Raw genomic sequence first — 16,227 nt, forward strand, 5'->3', positions numbered from 1 at the left:
AGGACGGCATTAGCGTGGGACATGAGGACCTCCGAGCCGGTGAAGCCTTCGACAAGCCCCACCTCACTCGGAGGTCCTCCCTCACGTCACCTGCAACGCGCCGTCACCAACGTGTGTGGGCAGTACATCTAGCCGCGCGCGGCCGCCCGGATCGCCGACAGGTACCGGGCGGTGGCCAGCCGCTGGACGGCCGTGCTGACCGGCCCGCCGAGGCGGGCCAGCGGCGAGGCCAGCCGGGCGAACACCCGCAGGCTGAAGACGACGTCGCCACCGGGCTCGCGCCGGACCAGGAACGCCTCCTCGCCGCTCTCGGGGTGGCCGGGCAGCGTGCCGTAGGCGAAGCCGCGCTCGTCGCCGTCGGTCCGCGCCCACACCACCCGGCACGGGATGTCGTAGCCCAGCCGCGGCAGGCCGGCGGTGAGGACGACGACCGTGCCGGGCTCGGACGCGGGTCCGGTCGCCCGCACCCGCAGCCCGACGCCGCGCTGCGCCCGCCAGTCGAACACCGCGGCGACGGCCCGCTCGAACACGGCGTCGCCGCGGCCGACCACGACCGAGCGCTGGACGTGGTCGTACCCGGCGGGCAGTTCGGCGTCCCGGGTGGCGCCCACGTCGGGGTAGGTGAACGGCACGCCGGCGAGGTCGGCGGGGGAGGTCGCGCGGAGGAGGCCCACGCCCGCAGTCTCCCCGGCGGCCGCGCCGGTAGGGTCGCGGCCACTGTGCTGCCCGCCGTCACCGCCACCCGCTACGTCACCCCGCTGCGCGAGGGTGGCTCGCTGCCGGGGCTCATGGAGGCCGACGACCTGGGCACCTACGTGGTCAAGTGGCGGGCCGCGGGGCAGGGCGTGAAGGTCCTCGTCGCCGAGGTCGTGTGCGGCGAGCTGGCCCGCGCGCTGTCGCTGCCGGTGCCCGCACTCGTCACCGTCGACGTGGCACCCGAGCTCGCCGTCGGGGAGCCGGACCCCGAGGTGCAGGAGCTGCTGCAGCGTTCCGCCGGTCGCAACCTGGGCCTGGACTACCTGCCCGGGGCCCTGGACTTCGAGGCCGGCGTCGCGACCGTGGAGTCCGAGATGGCCGGCCGGGTGCTGTGGTTCGACGCGCTCATCGGCAACGTGGACCGCTCCTGGCGCAACCCGAACATGCTGTTCTGGCACGGCCGGCTGCAGCTGATCGACCACGGCGCGGCGCTCACCTTCCACCACAACTGGCCCGGGGCGGCCGCCTCGGTCGCCCGGTCCTACGACGCGGGCCAGCACGCGCTCGTGGACTGCCGGCCCGACGTCCGGGCCGCCGACGCCGCTCTCGGGCCGCGGGTGACCGCCGGCCTGCTCGCCGACGTGCTGGCCCAGGTGCCCGACGAGTGGCTCGAGGGCCCCTCGCCCGACGACGCCCCCGGCGAGGTCCGCGCCCGCTACGCCGACCAGTTGCTGGCCCGGCTCGCCGCCCGCGACGCCTGGCTGCCGCCGCTGCTGGCCGCCGCGGCCTCGGGCGGGTCACGTCACCGGCCCCGGGTGGGGAAGAACCGGCCGTCGTGGCTGGGGCCGCCACCGCCCGAGGGGATCACCCAGCGATGAGCCGGGACACCTTCGAGTACGCCGTCCTGCGCGTGGTCCCGCGGGTGGAGCGGGGGGAGACGCTCAACGCCGGCGTCCTCGTCTACTGCCGGCAGCGGGACTACCTCGGCTCCCGGGTGCACCTCGACGTCGACCGGCTGCACGCGCTGGACCCGACCGCCGACGCCGAGGCGATCCGCCGGGCGCTGCAGGTGGCCGCCGACGTGTGCGCGGCCGACCCCGGGGTGGGCGCCGCCGGGCGAGAGGCGCTGGGCGCGCGGTTCCGCTGGCTGACCGCGCCGCGCAGCACCGTCGTCCAGGCCGGGCCGGTGCACACCGGGCTCACCACGGACCCCGACGCCGAGGCCGACCGGCTGCTGCGGCTGCTGGTGCTGCCCGTCGAGGGCTGAGCCGGTAGCGGCTCCGGGTGAACGGCGGGTGTCGTCCCGCTTCACGGAGTGCTCGCCCGCGGGCCACCCCGTCGTCGTCCCGGCTCCATACCGTCCGGTGGTCGTCGCCCACAAGAGCCCGAGGACCCGATGCCGGAAACGTCCGACCCCCGCCGCCGCCGTCTGCTCCTGCCGTTGCTGCACTCCGTGCGCCACGGCAGCCGGAGCCACGCCACCTGCTACTACAAGTGTGGCAACGCCTGTGACTCGGCGGTCCCCAACGAGACCGACAACCCCACGTTCGAGTCCGTCGTCCGGACCGCCATCAGCCGCCGGGACCTGCTCAAGGTGGCCGGGACGGGCGCCCTCGTCGTGGCCGCGACACCGCTGTTCCCGGAGCGGGCCGCTGCCGCGCCCGGCCGGCGGACGGCCCCCGGCGGCAGTGCCCTGACCTTCGAGCCGGTGCGGCAGAACCTCGAGGACGAGCTCGTCGTCCCGGCCGGGTACGGCTACTCCGTGGTGATGCGCTGGGGCGACCCGGTGGTGAAGGGCGCGCCCGACTTCGACATCGACGCCCAGACGCCCGACGCGCAGGCCCAGCAGTTCGGCTACAACTGCGACTACATCGGCTTCCTGCCGCTCGACGGCGACGACGGGAACCGGTTCCTGCTCGTGGTCAACCACGAGTACACCAACGAGCAGCTCATGTTCACCGGCGTGGCCAGCGAGAACGCGCCGACCGACGAGGTGCAGAAGCGCATCGCGATGATGGCGCACGGCATCTCCGTGGTGGAGGTCAAGCGCCACGGCCGGACCGGTGAGTTCCGGCCGGTCCGCAACGGCAGCCGCAACCGGCGGATCACCGCGCAGACCCCGATGGAGCTCACGGGGCCGGCCGCCGGCTCGGAGCACCTGAGGACGTCGGCCGACGCGACCGGCCGGCGCGTCCTCGGCACGCTCAACAACTGTGCCGGGGGCATGACGCCGTGGGGCACGACGCTGCACGGCGAGGAGAACTTCAACCAGTACTTCGGCGCGGTCACCCCGGTGACCGAGACCGCCACCGAGCCGCGCCTGCGCCGCTACGGCATCCCCACCGACAGGCCCGCCGGCCGCCGCTGGGACCTCGTCGACCCCCGGTTCGACGTCAGCCGCGAGCCCAACGAGCCCAACCGTTTCGGCTGGGTGGTCGAGGTCGACCCGTACGACCCGGACTCGACGCCCAAGAAGCGCACCGCGCTCGGCCGGTTCAAGCACGAGGGTGCCAACGTGCAGATCGCCGAGGACGGCCGCGTGGTCGCCTACTCCGGCGACGACGAGCGGTTCGACTACATCTACAAGTTCGTCTCGAGGAAGCGGTACCGCGCCGGTGACAGCCGGGCCGCCCGAGCCCACAACCTGACGCTGCTCGAGGACGGTGACCTCTACGTCGCCCGCTTCACCGGCGACTCCGGGGCGCTCGACCCGGGCACGGGGCTCCCGGCCGACGGTGAGTTCGACGGGACCGGTCAGTGGATCCCGCTCGTCCGGGACGGGGAGTCGATGATCCCCGGCAAGGACGTCGCCTGGGTCCTGACCTTCACCCGGCTGGCCGCCGACCGGCTCGGCAAGGCACTGGACGCCAACGGGGACCTCGTCCTCCCGGAGACGGTCGTCGACCCCTCCGCCGTGCCCACGAAGATGGACCGGCCGGAGGACATCCAGGTCAACCCGGTCGACGGGCGGGTCTACGCAGCCCTGACCAACAACTCCAACCGGACGACGGCCGACGAGGCCAACCCGGTCGCGCGGTCGTTCGCCTTCGACGCCGAGAAGGGCACGTACGAGGAGCAGGCGGGCAACCGCAACGGCCACGTCATCGAGTGGGAGGAGACCGGCGGGATCGCGGGGGACACCTTCGAGTGGCGGGTCTTCCTCGTGGCCGGTGACCCGGACAAGCCGGGGACCTACTTCGCCGGCTACGACCCGTCGCAGGTCAGCGCGATCTCCTGCCCGGACAACCTGGAGTTCGACCCCGCCGGCAACCTGTGGATCTCCACCGACGGCAACGTGTTGTCGAGGGTCGACCAGGCCGACGGCACCATCGGCGGGACCAACGACGGGCTCTTCGCCGTGCCGACCGCCGGGGACGAGCGCGGGCACCTCAAGGCGTTCCTCACCGTGCCGCTCGGCGCCGAGTGCAGCGGCCCCCTGATCAGCCCGGACGCGCGGTCGGTGTTCGTGTCGGTCCAGCACCCGGGCGAGATCACCGGGTCGACCCTGGACACGCCGGCGAGCACGTGGCCGGACCGCTCGGCCGCGCGGCCGTTCCCGCGGCCCAGCGTGGCCGTCGTCTACCGAGAGGACGGCGGCCGGGTCGGCACCTGACGCCGGGGCCGACCGGCTGCTGCGGCTGCTCGTCCTCCCCGTCGAGGGCCGGCAGCCGCGGCGGCGCCGGGATCGTCGGACGGCTCAGGACGGGAGCGGGCCGAAGAACCCGACGATCCGGCGCAGCGCCCCCTCGCCGTCCACCTCCCCGAAGTCCATCCCCTCCAGGGCGACCGAGCCGTCGGCTGCGTACATCCGCCAGGCGAACCGCGGGTGGCCGTCGTGCTCGTCGACGCCGCTGACCACGTCGATGCGCGCGCCCGGGTAGGTGTCGTGGAAGGACCCGATGAGCGCTGACAACCCGTCCCGGCCCTCGGCCCGGGACTGCGGGTCGCAGTAGACGCCGTCGTCGGCCCAGCACGCCTCCAGCAGGGCCTCGCGCGCGGCCGCGTCCGTCTCGCGCCACGCCGCGGCGTACTTCTCGACGGTGCTGCTGACGGTCAGGGTCATCCTCGGCACGCTAAGGCGGTGGTGCGAGGGCCGGGCAGGGGCCAACGTCCCTGCCCGGCCGGGGCACCGCCCGGGGGATCCCCGTTCAGCCGGGCAGGAGCGCGTCGATCCGGCGGGCGAGCTCGACGTCGAGCTCGGTCACCGCGCCCGCGGAGTGGGTGACCAGGGTCAGGTGCAGGGTGCGCCAGCGCAGGTCGACGTCCGGGTGGTGGTCCATCTCCTCGGCGACGAAGCCGATGCGGACGATCGCGGCGACGGCGTCGGGGAAGCCCGGCAGCTCGACGCTGCGGTGCAACCCGTCGCCGTCCCCCGACCACAGCGGCAGCCCGGAGAGGGCGGCGGCGAGCTCGTCGGGGGACAGGCGCGGCGGTCGGGGCACGGGCTCAGTGTCCCGCCGGCCGGATCAGAGGTGCAGGCCGCACTCGGTCTTGCCGCGGCCGGCCCAGCGGCCGGCGCGCGGGTCCTCGCCCGGGGCCACCGGGCGCGTGCACGGCGCGCAGCCGATCGAGGCGTAGCCGATCTCGTGCAGCGGGTTCACCGGCACCTGGTGCTCGGCGGTGTAGGCGTCGACGTCGTCCTGCGTCCAGGCCGCCAGCGGGTTGACCTTCACCATGCCGCGCTTGGCGTCCCAGTCGACGACCCTGGTGCCGGCGCGGGTCGCCGCCTCGTCCCGCCGCACACCCGAGCCCCACGCCGCGTAGCCGGCCAGCGCCTGCGCCAGCGGCTGCACCTTGCGCAGCGAGCAGCACAGGTCGGGGTCGCGCTGGTGCAGCTCCGGGCCGTACTCGGCGTCCTGCTCGGCGACGGTCTGGGCGGGGCGCACGTTCACCAGCGTGATCGGCAGGACGCCGCTGATCCAGTCGCGCGTGCCGATCGTCTCGGCGAAGTGGTATCCGGTGTCGAGGAAGACCACGTTCACCCCCGGGACCGCCCGGCTGGCCAGGTGGGCCAGCAGCCCGTCGGCCATGGACGACGTGATCGCGAAGTCGTCCCCGAAGGTCTCCCCGGCCCAGCGCAGCACGGCGAGGGCCTGCTCGACCGGGTCGGCGATGCCCTCGAACCGGGCGTCGGCCTCCGCGGCGAGCTCGGGGGTGGGGGCGATCGCGGTCGTCATGGGTGCTGCACTCCTGTCCCGGTCAGCCGGACGGTGAAGGTCCGCAGGCAGGCGGCACAGTGCCACTCGCCGCCGTCCCCGTGCGGGGTCAGTTCCTCGTCCCCGCAGTACGGGCAGAAGAACACGGGGAGCTGCCGCGTCCTTCCCCCCGTCGGTTCCTCGTCCATCTCAGAGCAGCCAGGCTTCCTCGGCGCGGGCGACGTAGGCGGCGAAGCGCTCGCCCGGCTCACGCCGCTCGAGGTAGCCGCGCAGCACCCGCTCGCAGTAGTCGGCGGTCTCGGCCTTGGTGACCTTGTGGCCGCGGAACTTGCGGCCGAATGCGGCCTCGGTGCCGAGGTGGCCACCCAGGTGCACCTGGAAGCCCTCGACCATCTCGCCGGAGTCGTCGCGGACCATCGAGCCCTTGAAGCCGATGTCGGCGGTCTGGAAGCGGGCGCAGCTGTTCGGGCAGCCGTTGACGTTGATGCCGATCGGCTCGTCGAAGTCCGGCAGCCGCTTCTCCAGCTCCGCGTAGAGGTCCTGGGCGTGCTGCTTGGTCTCGACGATGGCGAGCTTGCAGAACTCCAGGCCGGTGCAGGCCATCGTGCCGCGGCGGAAGGCGCTGGGACGCACCAGCAGGTCGTGCTCGGCCAGCGCGGCGACGAGGTCCTCCACCCGATCGTCGGGGACGTCGAGGATGACCATCTTCTGCTGCGTCGTCGTCCGGGTCCGCCCCTGCCCGTACTCCTCGGCGAGGTCGGCGATCCGGGTCAGCAGGCTGCCGCTGATCCGGCCGGTGCGCAGGGCGAACCCGACGGCGTTGCGGCCGTCCTTCTGCCGGGCGACGCCGACGTGGTCGCGCTGCTCGTGCTTCGGCGGCGCGGCGGCCGGGCCGTCGGGCAGGGGGTGGTGGAGGTACTCCTCCTCGAGGACCTGCCGGAACCGCTCCGGGCCCCAGTCGGCCATCAGGAACTTGATGCGGGCGCGGTTGCGCTGCCGGCGGTAGCCGTAGTCGCGGAAGATCGAGGTGCAGGCGGCCCACACGTCGGTCACCTGGTCGGGGCGGACGAAGACGCCGACCCGCTGGGCGAACATCGGGTTGGTCGACAGCCCGCCACCGACCCACAGGTCGTAGCCGGCCTCGCCGGCCTCGTTGCGCACACCGACGAAGGAGATGTCGTCGATCTCCGGCTCGGTGCAGTGGTCGACGCACCCGGACATCGAGGTCTTCCACTTGCGCGGCAGGTTGCTGAACTCCGGGCTGCCGACGTACTTGGCCACCGTCTGCGCCATCACGTCGCTGGCGTCGAGGACCTCGTCCTCCAGGACGCCGGCCAGCGGGCAGTTGAGCATGCCGCGCGGGGTGTCGCCGCAGGCCTCGGTCGTCGTGAGGCCGACCGCCTCGAGCCGCCGCCAGATCTCCGGCACGTCCTCGATGCGGATCCAGTGGTACTGGATGTTCTGCCGGTCGGTGACGTCGGCGACGTCGCGCCCGAACTCCGTGCTGATGCCGCCGATGGTCCGCAGCTGCGCGCTGGTCAGCGACCCGCCGTCGGTGCGCACCCGCATCATGAAGTAGGAGTCCTCGAGCTCCTCGGGCTCCAGCACGGCGGTCTTGCCGCCGGGGATGCCCGGGGCCCGCTGGGTGTAGAGGCCCATCCACCGCATCCGGCCGCGCAGGTCGCCGGCGTCGATGCCGTCGAAGCCGGTCGCCGAGTAGATGTCGAGGATCCGCTGCCGGACCGTGAGGCCGTCGGCGTCCCGCTTCATCCGCTCGTTCGGGTTCAGCGGCTCGCGGTAGCCCAGCGCCCACTGGCCCTGGGCGCGCTGGGGCCGGTTGCTGGTTCGGGCGGGGCCCGTTGCGGGGGAGGCAGTCACGAGGGCACTTCCTTCTGCGCCGTCCGTCCGGACGCCGGGACCGGGACGGGGTGGGCGCTGGCAGGTCGGAGGGCGCAGCGGACGCTGCGCGGAGAACCGGGGTGTCAGCGCGCGGGGCGACAGACCGCGCTGCTCACCAGCGCCAGATCGATGTGACGGCGCGCGACGAGGAGCAGGCCGCGGTCGGTCACGTTCCTCATGGTCCCACATCCCGGACGCACGGCGGAGTGTGACTCAGGATACGTTCGCCGGCTCCCCGTCCATCGCCGCGCGGATGCGCGCGACCGACTCCTCGAGCGGGGTGACCGACGTGTCGATGACCAGCTCGGCCCGGGCGGGCGGCTCGTAGGGGTCGTCGATCCCGGTGAACCCGGGGATCTCACCGGCCCGCGCCCGGGCGTAGAGGCCCTTCACGTCGCGGTCCTCGCAGACCTCCAGCGGCGTCGACAGGTGCACCAGCAGGAACCGGCCGTGCTGCTCGACCAGCGCGCGGGCCTCCTCCCGTGCCTTCTCGTAGGGCGCGATGGCGGCGACGACGACGGTGCCGCCGTGCTTGACCACCTCACCGGCGACGAAGCCGATCCGCCGGATGTTGAGGTCCCGGTCCTCGCGCGAGAAGGACAGCTCGCTGGACAGGTGGGTGCGCACGACGTCGCCGTCGAGGACCGTGACCGGGCGCCCGTCCGCGTCGAGGGAGGCGACGAGGGCGTCGGCGATCGTGGACTTGCCCGCACCGGACAGGCCGGTCAGGAAGACGGTGACGCCCGGGCGGTGCGCAGCTGACATGCCGCCAGTCTCCCGCAGGCTCCCTGCCGGGCCGCGGACCGCCCGGCGGTCAGTCGCCCGGGGGCTCGCTGAAGGAGCGCCAGGCCTCCTCCAGGGCGGTCAGCTCGGCGACCGGACCGGGCAGCTTCCCCGCGACGACGTCGGCGAGCGTCACCTCCTCCAGCACCCGGCGGTAGGCCTCGCGCGCGGCCACCCAGACCGACGCCAGGCACTCGGCCGCCCCCGGGTACTCGACGTCCTCGGGGCGCTGGCCGTGCACCTCGGCGAGGAAGCCCTGCTCGATCCGCATGACGCGCGCGATCGACACCTCCTCGGGGGGCAGCGCCAGCCGGTAGCCGCCCTCCCGGCCGCGCTGGCTGGTGACCAGCCGGGCGTGCTGGAGGTCGCCGAGGATGGACTGCAGGAAACGGGACGGGATGTTCTGGGCCGTGGCGATGCGGTCGCAGGTGAGGGCGCCCGGCGCCGCCGCGGCCAGCTCGACGGCGGCACGGACGGCGTAGTCGACCCGGGCGGTGATGCGCACGGGGCCATCCTGCCCTGGTCTGGGAAGGTGGGGCTGTGTCTCAGCTGCGTTTCACCACCGTGGTGGAGGCGCCGCTGACCGTGGCGTTCGACGTGGCCCGCTCCCTGGGCCGCCCCTGGCCCGTGCCGCTGGAGGAGGTCGTCTCGGTCCGCCCGGTGCGCGACGTGTACGCCGTCGGCCCCGGGCCGGGGTGGCGCTGGCTCACCCACTCCCGGCGGTTCTCCGCCACCGGCGCCGGCACCCTGGTCGACGAGCAGGTCGACTGGGCCACCTCGCTGCCCGGCGTGCTCGGGCGCGTCCTCGACCGGGTGCTGCGCCGGCGGGTCCGGCGCGCGATGCGGGCGCACCTCGACGCCTACGCCGCCGTGGCCGCCCGGCGCGCTCTCGACGTCGTCCAGGTGGTGGGCGCCGCGCTCGTCGACGGCGACCGCGTGCTGGTGGCCCAGCGCTCGGGCGGCCCCTACGACGGGTGCTGGGAGTTCCCCGGCGGCAAGGTGGAGCCGGGGGAGGACGACCTGACGGCGCTGGTGCGGGAGATCCGCGAGGAGCTGGGCGCGGTCGTCGTCCCGCAGGCCTTCCTCGGTGAGGTGGTGCTCGACGGCGTCGTCGCCGGCGGCCTGCCCGGGGCCTCGACGCTGCGGGTGTGGTGGGCCCGGATCGCCGACGGCGGGGAGCTCACCGCGCACGAGCACGCCGAGCTGCGGTGGCTGACCGCCGACGAGCTCGACGCGCTGGACTGGATCCCCGCCGACCGCCCGCTCCTGCCCGCCGTCCGGGACCTCCTCGCCCGCCTCTGACCGCCCGTGACGCGGCGCGGACGCCGGCCCGGGTTGCCGGGCTGGCGTCCGTGCCGATGTGCTGTGTGTGGGTCGGACGACCTACTTGAAGACGTCCTTGACCTTCTCGCCGGCCTGCTTGAGGTTGCCGGTCGCCTGGTCCTTCTGGCCCTCGGCCTTCAGGTCGGGGTCGTTGGTGGCGTCGCCGACGGCCTCCTTGCCCCTGCCGGACAGCTCCTCGGCCTTGTTCTTCGCCTTGTCCATGCCACTCATGCCGAACTCCTCTCGTCGGTCACGGACAGCTCTACCCACCGTGCAGACCGACGACACCCCGGCAGGCGGACCCCGGAAGTCCTCCTGCAGAGGGGGGCCGACGCCGGAAGTCCTGCAGCCGCCAGGGGCGGACACCGGGCGCGACCACGATTCCACCCTGTGGGATCCTGAGCCGAGGTCACAAGTCGGTGTCGGTCGTGGACGCTCTTCGCGGAGCCCGCCTAGGGTCGCCCGTCGTACCGGCCAGACTCCGGTCACCTTGTCCGCACGTCCCCCCAGCTGCCCCGCTGCAGGCGCCGGCGATCTGGGAGAACAGTCCATTCCCCCCGCACCGCGGGACGAGGGAGGCATTGCACGTGAAGTTGAGCAAGCGCTCTGCTGCGCTCATCGCGACCGGTCTGTCCGGTGCGATGCTGCTGTCCGCCTGCGGCGGCGGCGACGACGAAGGCGGCTCGGGCACGAGCGCCGACGGCGGCAGCTTCAGCATCTACATCGGTGAGCCGGAGAACCCGCTGGTGCCGGGCAACACCAACGAGACCGAGGGCGGCCAGGTCCTCGACTCGCTGTTCACCGGGCTCGTCCAGTACAACCCGGAGACCAACGAGGCCGACTTCACCGGAGTCGCGGAGTCCATCGAGTCGACCGACCAGACCACCTGGACCGTCACGCTCCAGGACGGCTGGACCTTCCACGACGGTTCGCCGGTCAACGCGCAGTCCTTCGTCGACGCGTGGAACTACACCGCGTACAGCCCCAACGCCCAGGGCAACTCGTACTTCTTCGCCAACATCGTGGGCTACGACGAGCTCCAGGCCCCCGAGTCCGGCGGCGACCCCGCGGCCAGCGAGATGAGCGGCCTGCGCGTCGTGGACGACCTGACCTTCGAGGTCACCCTGTCCGCGCCGTACGCGCAGTGGCCGACCACCGTCGGCTACACCGCCTTCTTCCCGCTGCCGCCGGCGTTCTTCGAGGACCCCGAGGGCTTCGGCGAGCAGCCGATCGGCAACGGCCCGTTCCAGGCCGAGGAGCCCTTCGTCCCCGGCCAGGGCATCACCCTGACCCGCTACGAGGACTTCGCCGGGGACCAGCCGGCCAACGCCGAGTCGGTCGAGTACCGGGTCTACATCGAGCAGGACACCGCCTACACCGACCTGCAGGGCGGCTCGCTCGACATCATGGACACCCTCCCGCCGGACGCCATCGCCTCGGCCGAGTCGGAGTTCGGTGACCGCTACATCGAGACCGCCCAGGGTGACATCACCTCGCTGGGCTTCCCGACCTACGACCAGCGCTTCGCCGACCCGAACGTGCGCAAGGCGTTCTCGATGGCGATCGACCGCCAGGCGATCAGCGACGCCATCTTCAACGGCACCCGCACCCCGGCGACGTCGTTCATCAGCCCGGTCGTCCCCGGTTACCGCGAGGGCGCCTGCGAGGCCTGCGAGCTGAACGTCGAGGAGGCCAACTCCCTGCTCGACGCGGCCGGCTTCGACCGCTCCCAGCCGGTGGACCTGTGGTTCAACGCCGGTGCCGGGCACGACGCCTGGATGGAGGCCGTCGGCAACCAGATCCGGGAGAACCTCGGCATCGACTTCCAGCTGCGCGGCGACCTGCCCCAGGCGGAGTTCCTGCCGCTGAAGGACGCGCAGGGCATGACCGGTCCGTTCCGCGACGCGTGGATCATGGACTACCCGGTCGCCGAGAACTTCCTCGGCCCGCTGTACTCCAGCGCCGCCCTGCCGCCGGCCGGGTCGAACTACACGTTCTACAGCAACCCGCAGTTCGACCAGCTGCTCCAGCAGGGCAACGCGGCCGCGTCCGACGACGAGGCCGTGGCGGCCTACCAGGCCGCGGAGGACGTGCTCATCGCCGACCTGCCCTCGGCTCCGCTGTTCTACCGGCTCAACCAGGGTGCGCACTCGGAGAACGTCGACAACGTGATCATCGACGCCTTCGGTCGCATCGACGCCGCCGCCGTCGAGGTCGTCTCCTGACGACGCCCTAGCAGGACCCGCACCACCCGCCGGGGGCGCTGTCCAGTCCTGGACAGTCGCCCCCGGCGGCGCGCGTGCCCCGTACCGGGGCACGATGGAACCGGCGCCGGTGGCACCTCCGCCCGGCGCACACACCCGAGGGGGAACATGGGCCGCTACGTCGCGCGCCGACTGTTGCTCACCATCCCGGTCCTGATCGGGGCCTCGTTCCTGATCTTCGCGATGGTCTACGCCCTCCCCGGCGACCCGATCCGGGCCCTCGGTGGGGACCGCCCGCTGGCTCCCGCCGTCGTGGCCCAGCTGCGGGACGACTACAACCTCGACGACCCGCTGCTGGTCCAGTACGCCAAGTACGTCGGTGACCTGCTGCAGGGCGACCTCGGCACCGACTTCCGGGGCCGCGCCGTGCTGGACACGATCGAGCAGCGCCTGCCGGTCACCATCCAGCTCGCCGTGGTGGCGATCCTGTTCGAGGCCGTCATCGGCGTGGTCGCCGGTGTCCTCGCCGGCATCCGGCGCAACGGCTTCCTGGACAACGTCGTGCTGGTCTCCAGCACCGTCGTCGTCTCCGTCCCGATCCTCGTGCTGGCCTTCGTGGCGCAGTACGCCTTCGGGCTCCAACTCGGCTGGTTCCCCATCTCGGGCATCGGCGAGGGGTGGTACAGCTTCCTGTTGCCGGGCCTGGTGCTCGCCGCGGGCTCGCTGGCCTACGTGGCCCGGCTGACCCGCACCAGCGTCGCGGAGAACATGCGCGCCGACTACGTCCGGACGGCGAAGGCGAAGGGGCTGCCCAGGCGGACGGTCATCGTCCGGCACACGCTGCGCAACAGCCTCATCCCGGTGGTCACGTTCATCGGCGCCGACATCGGCACGCTGATGGGCGGGGCGATCGTCACCGAGTCGGTCTTCAACCTGCCCGGGATCGGCCGGGCCATCTTCGACGCCGTCCGCGCCCAGGAGGGTGCCGTCGTCGTCGGGATCGTGACGTTGATGGTCTTCTTCTTCATCTTCTTCAACCTGGTCGTCGACGTGCTCTACGCCGTCCTCGACCCGAGGATCCGCTATGACTGACCAGCAGCAGGCCGACCTGCGCCACGACGAGGTGGCGGCCGGTACCACCACGGGCCTGGCCAGCCCGTCGGTCGACGTCACCAGCGACCGGCAGAACAGCCTGTGGAGCGACGCCTGGCGCGAGCTCCGGCGCAACGTGCTGTTCTGGATCGGCGCCTTCCTGATGCTCGTCTTCGTGCTCATGGCGCTGTTCCCGCAGGTGTTCGCGCGCGGCGCGGACCCGCGGGCGTGCAGCCTGGGCAACAGCCAGCAGAAGCCGTCGGCCGACCACTGGTTCGGGTTCGACCAGCAGGGCTGCGACTACCTGGCCAACGTCGTGTACGGCGCGCGGAACTCGCTGATCATCGGCCTCCTCGCGGTGCTCGTCGTCCTCGTGCTGGGCGTCGTCGTCGGGGCGGTCTCCGGCTTCTACGGCGGGATCACCGACAGCGTGCTGTCCCGGCTGACCGACATCTTCTACGCGCTGCCGCTGGTGCTCGGCGCCCTCGTCGTCCTCCGGACCGGCGTCCTGGGCCGGGGCGTGACCGCCGTGGCCATCGCGTTGGCGCTGTTCGGCTGGATGACGGCGATGCGGCTGGTGCGCTCGCAGGTGATCGCGGTGCGGAGCTCGGACTACGTGGCGGCGGCCCGCGCCATGGGCGCGTCCAACGGCCGCATCCTCCTGCGGCACATCCTGCCCAACGCGGTCGCGCCGGTGCTGGTCTACACGACCATCACGATCGGCGTGCTCATCGCCGCCGAGGCGACGCTGACCTACCTGGGCGTCGGCCTGCAGCGGCCGGCCATCTCCTGGGGCCTGCAGATCGAGGCAGGCCAGTCGCTGCTGCGCACGTCGCCGCACCTGGTGCTGTTCCCCAGCGTCGTCCTCACCCTGACCGTGATGGCGTTCATCATGATGGGCGACGCCCTGCGCGACGCCCTCGACCCGAGGCAGCGCGCATGACCCGACCCGACCTCTCCCAGCCCACCGCCACGGCGCCCGGCACCGGCGACACGGTCCTCGAGGTCGACGACCTGCACGTCGAGTTCCGCACCCGCTCCGGCGTGGTCAACGCCGTCAACGGCGTCAGCTACCGGCTCGCGGCGGGGGAGACCCTCGCCATCCTCGGGGAGTCCGGCTCCGGCAAGTCGGTGTCCGCCCAGGCGATCATGGGCATCCTCGACACCCCGCCGGCGGTCATCACCGGCGGCGGCATCTGGTTCGAGGGCCGCGACCTGCTCCAGCAGTCGGAGGAGGAGCAGCGCAGGGTCCGCGGCCCGGGGATCTCGATGATCTTCCAGGACGCGCTGTCCTCGCTGAACCCCGTGTACAGCGTCGGGTACCAGATCGGGGAGATGTTCCGCGCCCACCGCGGGATGTCGAAGAAGGACGCCAAGCAGCGCGCGGTCGAGCTCATGGACCGCGTGCGCATCCCGGCGGCCGCCGCGCGGGTCGACGACTACCCGCACCAGTTCTCCGGCGGCATGCGCCAGCGCGTGATGATCGCGATGGCGATCGCCCTGGACCCCAGGGTGCTCATCGCCGACGAGCCGACGACCGCCCTCGACGTCACCGTCCAGGCGCAGGTCATGGACCTGCTCAAGGACCTCCAGCGCGACACCGGGATGGGCCTGGTCCTCATCACCCACGACCTCGGCGTGGTCAACGAGGTCGCCGACAACGTGGCGGTCATGTACGCCGGGCGGATCGTCGAGCGGGGCACCGTGGACGACGTCTTCAGCAACCCGGCGCACCCCTACACCGACGGCCTGATGAACTCGGTGCCCCAGGTGGAGGCCAAGGGCGGCCGGCTCCTGCCGATCGCCGGCCAGCCGCCGAACCTCGCCGCCATCCCCGGCGGCTGCCCCTTCCACCCGCGGTGCTCCCGACGCCGGCTCGGGACCGCCGCCGCGCCGGGCCGGGAGTGCGCCACGGACGTGCCACCGCTGCGCCTGGTCGTGCCGGGCCGTGAGGCGGCGTGCCACTACAGCGAGGAGGTCCTCGGTGTCTGAGTCCACCACCGGCGCCACGGCCGCGGACGGCGCCCTGCGGGGGGCCGTCGGCGAGACGCTGCTGGAGGTCCGTGGTCTGCAGAAGCACTTCCCGCTCACCCAGGGGATCGTCTTCAAGCGGACCATCGGCCACGTCCGCGCCGTGGACGGCGTGGACCTGACCATGCGCCGCGGCGAGACCGTGGGACTGGTCGGCGAGTCCGGCTGCGGCAAGTCGACGGTGTCGAAGCTGCTGGTGGCGCTGGAGCGGCCGACCGCCGGCTCCATCCTCTACAAGGGCCAGGACGTCGCCCGGATGGGTGGCCGCGCACTCAAGGACTACCGCCGCGAGGTCCAGATCATCTTCCAGGACCCGTACGCGTCGCTGAACCCGCGGATGACCGTGGGCGACATCGTGGCCGAGGGCTGGGCCGTGCACGCCGACGTCGCCCCCAAGAAGGGCAGGCTCAAGCGGACCCAGGAGCTGCTGGACCGCGTCGGGCTCAACCCCGACTACGTCAACCGCTACCCGCACCAGTTCTCCGGCGGCCAGCGGCAGCGCATCGGCATCGCCCGGGCCCTGGCGCTGCGGCCGGAGATCATCGTCTGCGACGAGCCGGTGTCGGCCCTCGACGTCTCCGTGCAGGCCCAGGTGGTCAACCTCCTGGAGGACCTGCAGGACGAGTTCGGCCTGTCGTACCTGTTCATCGCCCACGACCTGTCGGTGGTGCGGCACATCTCCGACCGGGTCGCGGTCATGTACCTCGGCAGCATCGTCGAGGAGGGCACCGACGAGCAGGTCTACACCGCGCCGTCGCACCCGTACACGCAGGCGCTGCTGTCCTCGGTGCCGCTGCACGAGCCGCACCTGCGCGGCCAGAAGGACCGGATCCTCCTGCAGGGCGACGTCCCCAGCCCGGCGGACCCGCCGTCGGGCTGCCGGTTCCGCACGCGCTGCTGGAAGGCCCAGGACATCTGCGCGGAGGAGGCCCCGGCGCTGGTGGACCGCGGGCAGGGGCACCCGTCGGCCTGCCACTTCGCCGAGGCCCGCACGGTCGTCCCCGTGGATGCCGAGTAGACCTCCTCTCCCGTCCGACGAGGCG

General features: G+C 72.7%; 18 protein-coding genes. 9 read left to right on the plus strand and 9 right to left on the minus strand.

Annotation, left to right across the window (positions count from 1 at the left end):
• Nucleotides 1-128: 128 nt before the first annotated feature.
• Nucleotides 129-674, minus strand: coding sequence for a DUF1990 family protein (locus ACI78V_RS18910; protein ID WP_456853526.1), 546 nt, complete (start codon nucleotides 672-674; stop codon nucleotides 129-131).
• Nucleotides 675-719: 45 nt separating this feature from the next.
• Between ACI78V_RS18910 and ACI78V_RS18915 the strand changes: the two genes are divergently transcribed.
• The 3 genes from ACI78V_RS18915 (at nucleotide 720) to ACI78V_RS18925 (ending at nucleotide 4,309) form a co-directional block, all read left to right on the plus strand.
• Nucleotides 720-1,574 carry a HipA family kinase gene (locus tag ACI78V_RS18915; protein ID WP_456853528.1) on the plus strand — a complete coding sequence of 285 codons (855 nt, stop codon included), beginning with the start codon at nucleotides 720-722 and terminating at the stop codon, nucleotides 1,572-1,574.
• A complete protein-coding gene (locus ACI78V_RS18920) occupies nucleotides 1,571-1,963 on the plus strand; it encodes a DUF3037 domain-containing protein (protein WP_456853530.1) in 393 nt (130 codons plus the stop codon). The genes ACI78V_RS18915 and ACI78V_RS18920 overlap by 4 nt, the downstream gene beginning before the upstream one ends.
• Before the next feature lie 129 nt (nucleotides 1,964-2,092).
• On the plus strand, nucleotides 2,093-4,309 hold the full coding sequence (locus ACI78V_RS18925; protein ID WP_456853532.1) for a PhoX family protein: 2,217 nt from the start codon (nucleotides 2,093-2,095) through the stop codon (nucleotides 4,307-4,309).
• A gap of 84 nt (nucleotides 4,310-4,393) precedes the next feature.
• Here the strand turns inward: ACI78V_RS18925 and ACI78V_RS18930 are convergent, their stop codons facing one another.
• From ACI78V_RS18930 to ACI78V_RS18960, 7 genes are all read right to left on the minus strand, one after another.
• Nucleotides 4,394-4,759: a nuclear transport factor 2 family protein gene (locus ACI78V_RS18930; protein ID WP_456853534.1), complete on the minus strand. Its 366-nt coding sequence runs from the start codon at nucleotides 4,757-4,759 to the stop codon at nucleotides 4,394-4,396.
• An 85-nt stretch (nucleotides 4,760-4,844) separates the two neighbouring features.
• A complete protein-coding gene (locus tag ACI78V_RS18935) occupies nucleotides 4,845-5,138 on the minus strand; it encodes a 4a-hydroxytetrahydrobiopterin dehydratase (protein ID WP_456853536.1) in 294 nt (97 codons plus the stop codon).
• Nucleotides 5,139-5,162: 24 nt separating this feature from the next.
• Nucleotides 5,163-5,873 carry a phosphoadenylyl-sulfate reductase gene (locus tag ACI78V_RS18940; protein WP_456853538.1) on the minus strand — a complete coding sequence of 237 codons (711 nt, stop codon included), beginning with the start codon at nucleotides 5,871-5,873 and terminating at the stop codon, nucleotides 5,163-5,165.
• Nucleotides 5,870-5,998 carry a hypothetical protein gene (locus ACI78V_RS18945; RefSeq protein ID WP_456853539.1) on the minus strand — a complete coding sequence of 43 codons (129 nt, stop codon included), beginning with the start codon at nucleotides 5,996-5,998 and terminating at the stop codon, nucleotides 5,870-5,872. Before ACI78V_RS18945 ends, ACI78V_RS18940 begins: the two co-directional genes overlap by 4 nt.
• Before the next feature lie 43 nt (nucleotides 5,999-6,041).
• Nucleotides 6,042-7,730, minus strand: coding sequence for a nitrite/sulfite reductase (locus ACI78V_RS18950; protein ID WP_456853541.1), 1,689 nt, complete (start codon nucleotides 7,728-7,730; stop codon nucleotides 6,042-6,044).
• 234 nt (nucleotides 7,731-7,964) lie between these two features.
• The gene (gene cysC, locus ACI78V_RS18955; protein WP_456853543.1) at nucleotides 7,965-8,516 is read right to left on the minus strand and encodes an adenylyl-sulfate kinase; all 552 of its coding nucleotides are present in this window, start codon (nucleotides 8,514-8,516) and stop codon (nucleotides 7,965-7,967) included.
• A gap of 49 nt (nucleotides 8,517-8,565) precedes the next feature.
• Nucleotides 8,566-9,039, minus strand: a complete 474-nt coding sequence (locus ACI78V_RS18960; protein WP_456853545.1) for an RrF2 family transcriptional regulator — start codon at nucleotides 9,037-9,039, stop codon at nucleotides 8,566-8,568.
• A gap of 35 nt (nucleotides 9,040-9,074) precedes the next feature.
• Between ACI78V_RS18960 and ACI78V_RS18965 the strand changes: the two genes are divergently transcribed.
• The gene (locus tag ACI78V_RS18965) at nucleotides 9,075-9,836 is read left to right on the plus strand and encodes a (deoxy)nucleoside triphosphate pyrophosphohydrolase (RefSeq protein WP_456853547.1); all 762 of its coding nucleotides are present in this window, start codon (nucleotides 9,075-9,077) and stop codon (nucleotides 9,834-9,836) included.
• Between the two features lie 81 nt (nucleotides 9,837-9,917).
• Here ACI78V_RS18965 and ACI78V_RS18970 read toward each other — a convergent pair whose 3' ends face one another.
• Nucleotides 9,918-10,088 (minus strand): CsbD family protein, encoded by a 171-nt coding sequence (locus ACI78V_RS18970; RefSeq protein ID WP_456853549.1) that lies wholly within the window; start codon nucleotides 10,086-10,088, stop codon nucleotides 9,918-9,920.
• A gap of 356 nt (nucleotides 10,089-10,444) precedes the next feature.
• Between ACI78V_RS18970 and ACI78V_RS18975 the strand changes: the two genes are divergently transcribed.
• From ACI78V_RS18975 to ACI78V_RS18995, 5 genes are all read left to right on the plus strand, one after another.
• A complete protein-coding gene (locus ACI78V_RS18975; protein WP_456853551.1) occupies nucleotides 10,445-12,082 on the plus strand; it encodes a peptide ABC transporter substrate-binding protein in 1,638 nt (545 codons plus the stop codon).
• A gap of 147 nt (nucleotides 12,083-12,229) precedes the next feature.
• The gene (locus ACI78V_RS18980; RefSeq protein WP_456853553.1) at nucleotides 12,230-13,153 is read left to right on the plus strand and encodes an ABC transporter permease; all 924 of its coding nucleotides are present in this window, start codon (nucleotides 12,230-12,232) and stop codon (nucleotides 13,151-13,153) included.
• On the plus strand, nucleotides 13,146-14,096 hold the full coding sequence (locus ACI78V_RS18985) for an ABC transporter permease (RefSeq protein ID WP_456853555.1): 951 nt from the start codon (nucleotides 13,146-13,148) through the stop codon (nucleotides 14,094-14,096). Before ACI78V_RS18980 ends, ACI78V_RS18985 begins: the two co-directional genes overlap by 8 nt.
• Nucleotides 14,093-15,145 carry an ABC transporter ATP-binding protein gene (locus tag ACI78V_RS18990; protein WP_456853557.1) on the plus strand — a complete coding sequence of 351 codons (1,053 nt, stop codon included), beginning with the start codon at nucleotides 14,093-14,095 and terminating at the stop codon, nucleotides 15,143-15,145. The genes ACI78V_RS18985 and ACI78V_RS18990 overlap by 4 nt, the downstream gene beginning before the upstream one ends.
• Nucleotides 15,138-16,202, plus strand: coding sequence for an ABC transporter ATP-binding protein (locus tag ACI78V_RS18995; protein ID WP_456853559.1), 1,065 nt, complete (start codon nucleotides 15,138-15,140; stop codon nucleotides 16,200-16,202). The genes ACI78V_RS18990 and ACI78V_RS18995 overlap by 8 nt, the downstream gene beginning before the upstream one ends.
• Nucleotides 16,203-16,227 lie beyond the last annotated feature (25 nt).

Source organism: Geodermatophilus sp. SYSU D00742, assembly GCF_054049935.1.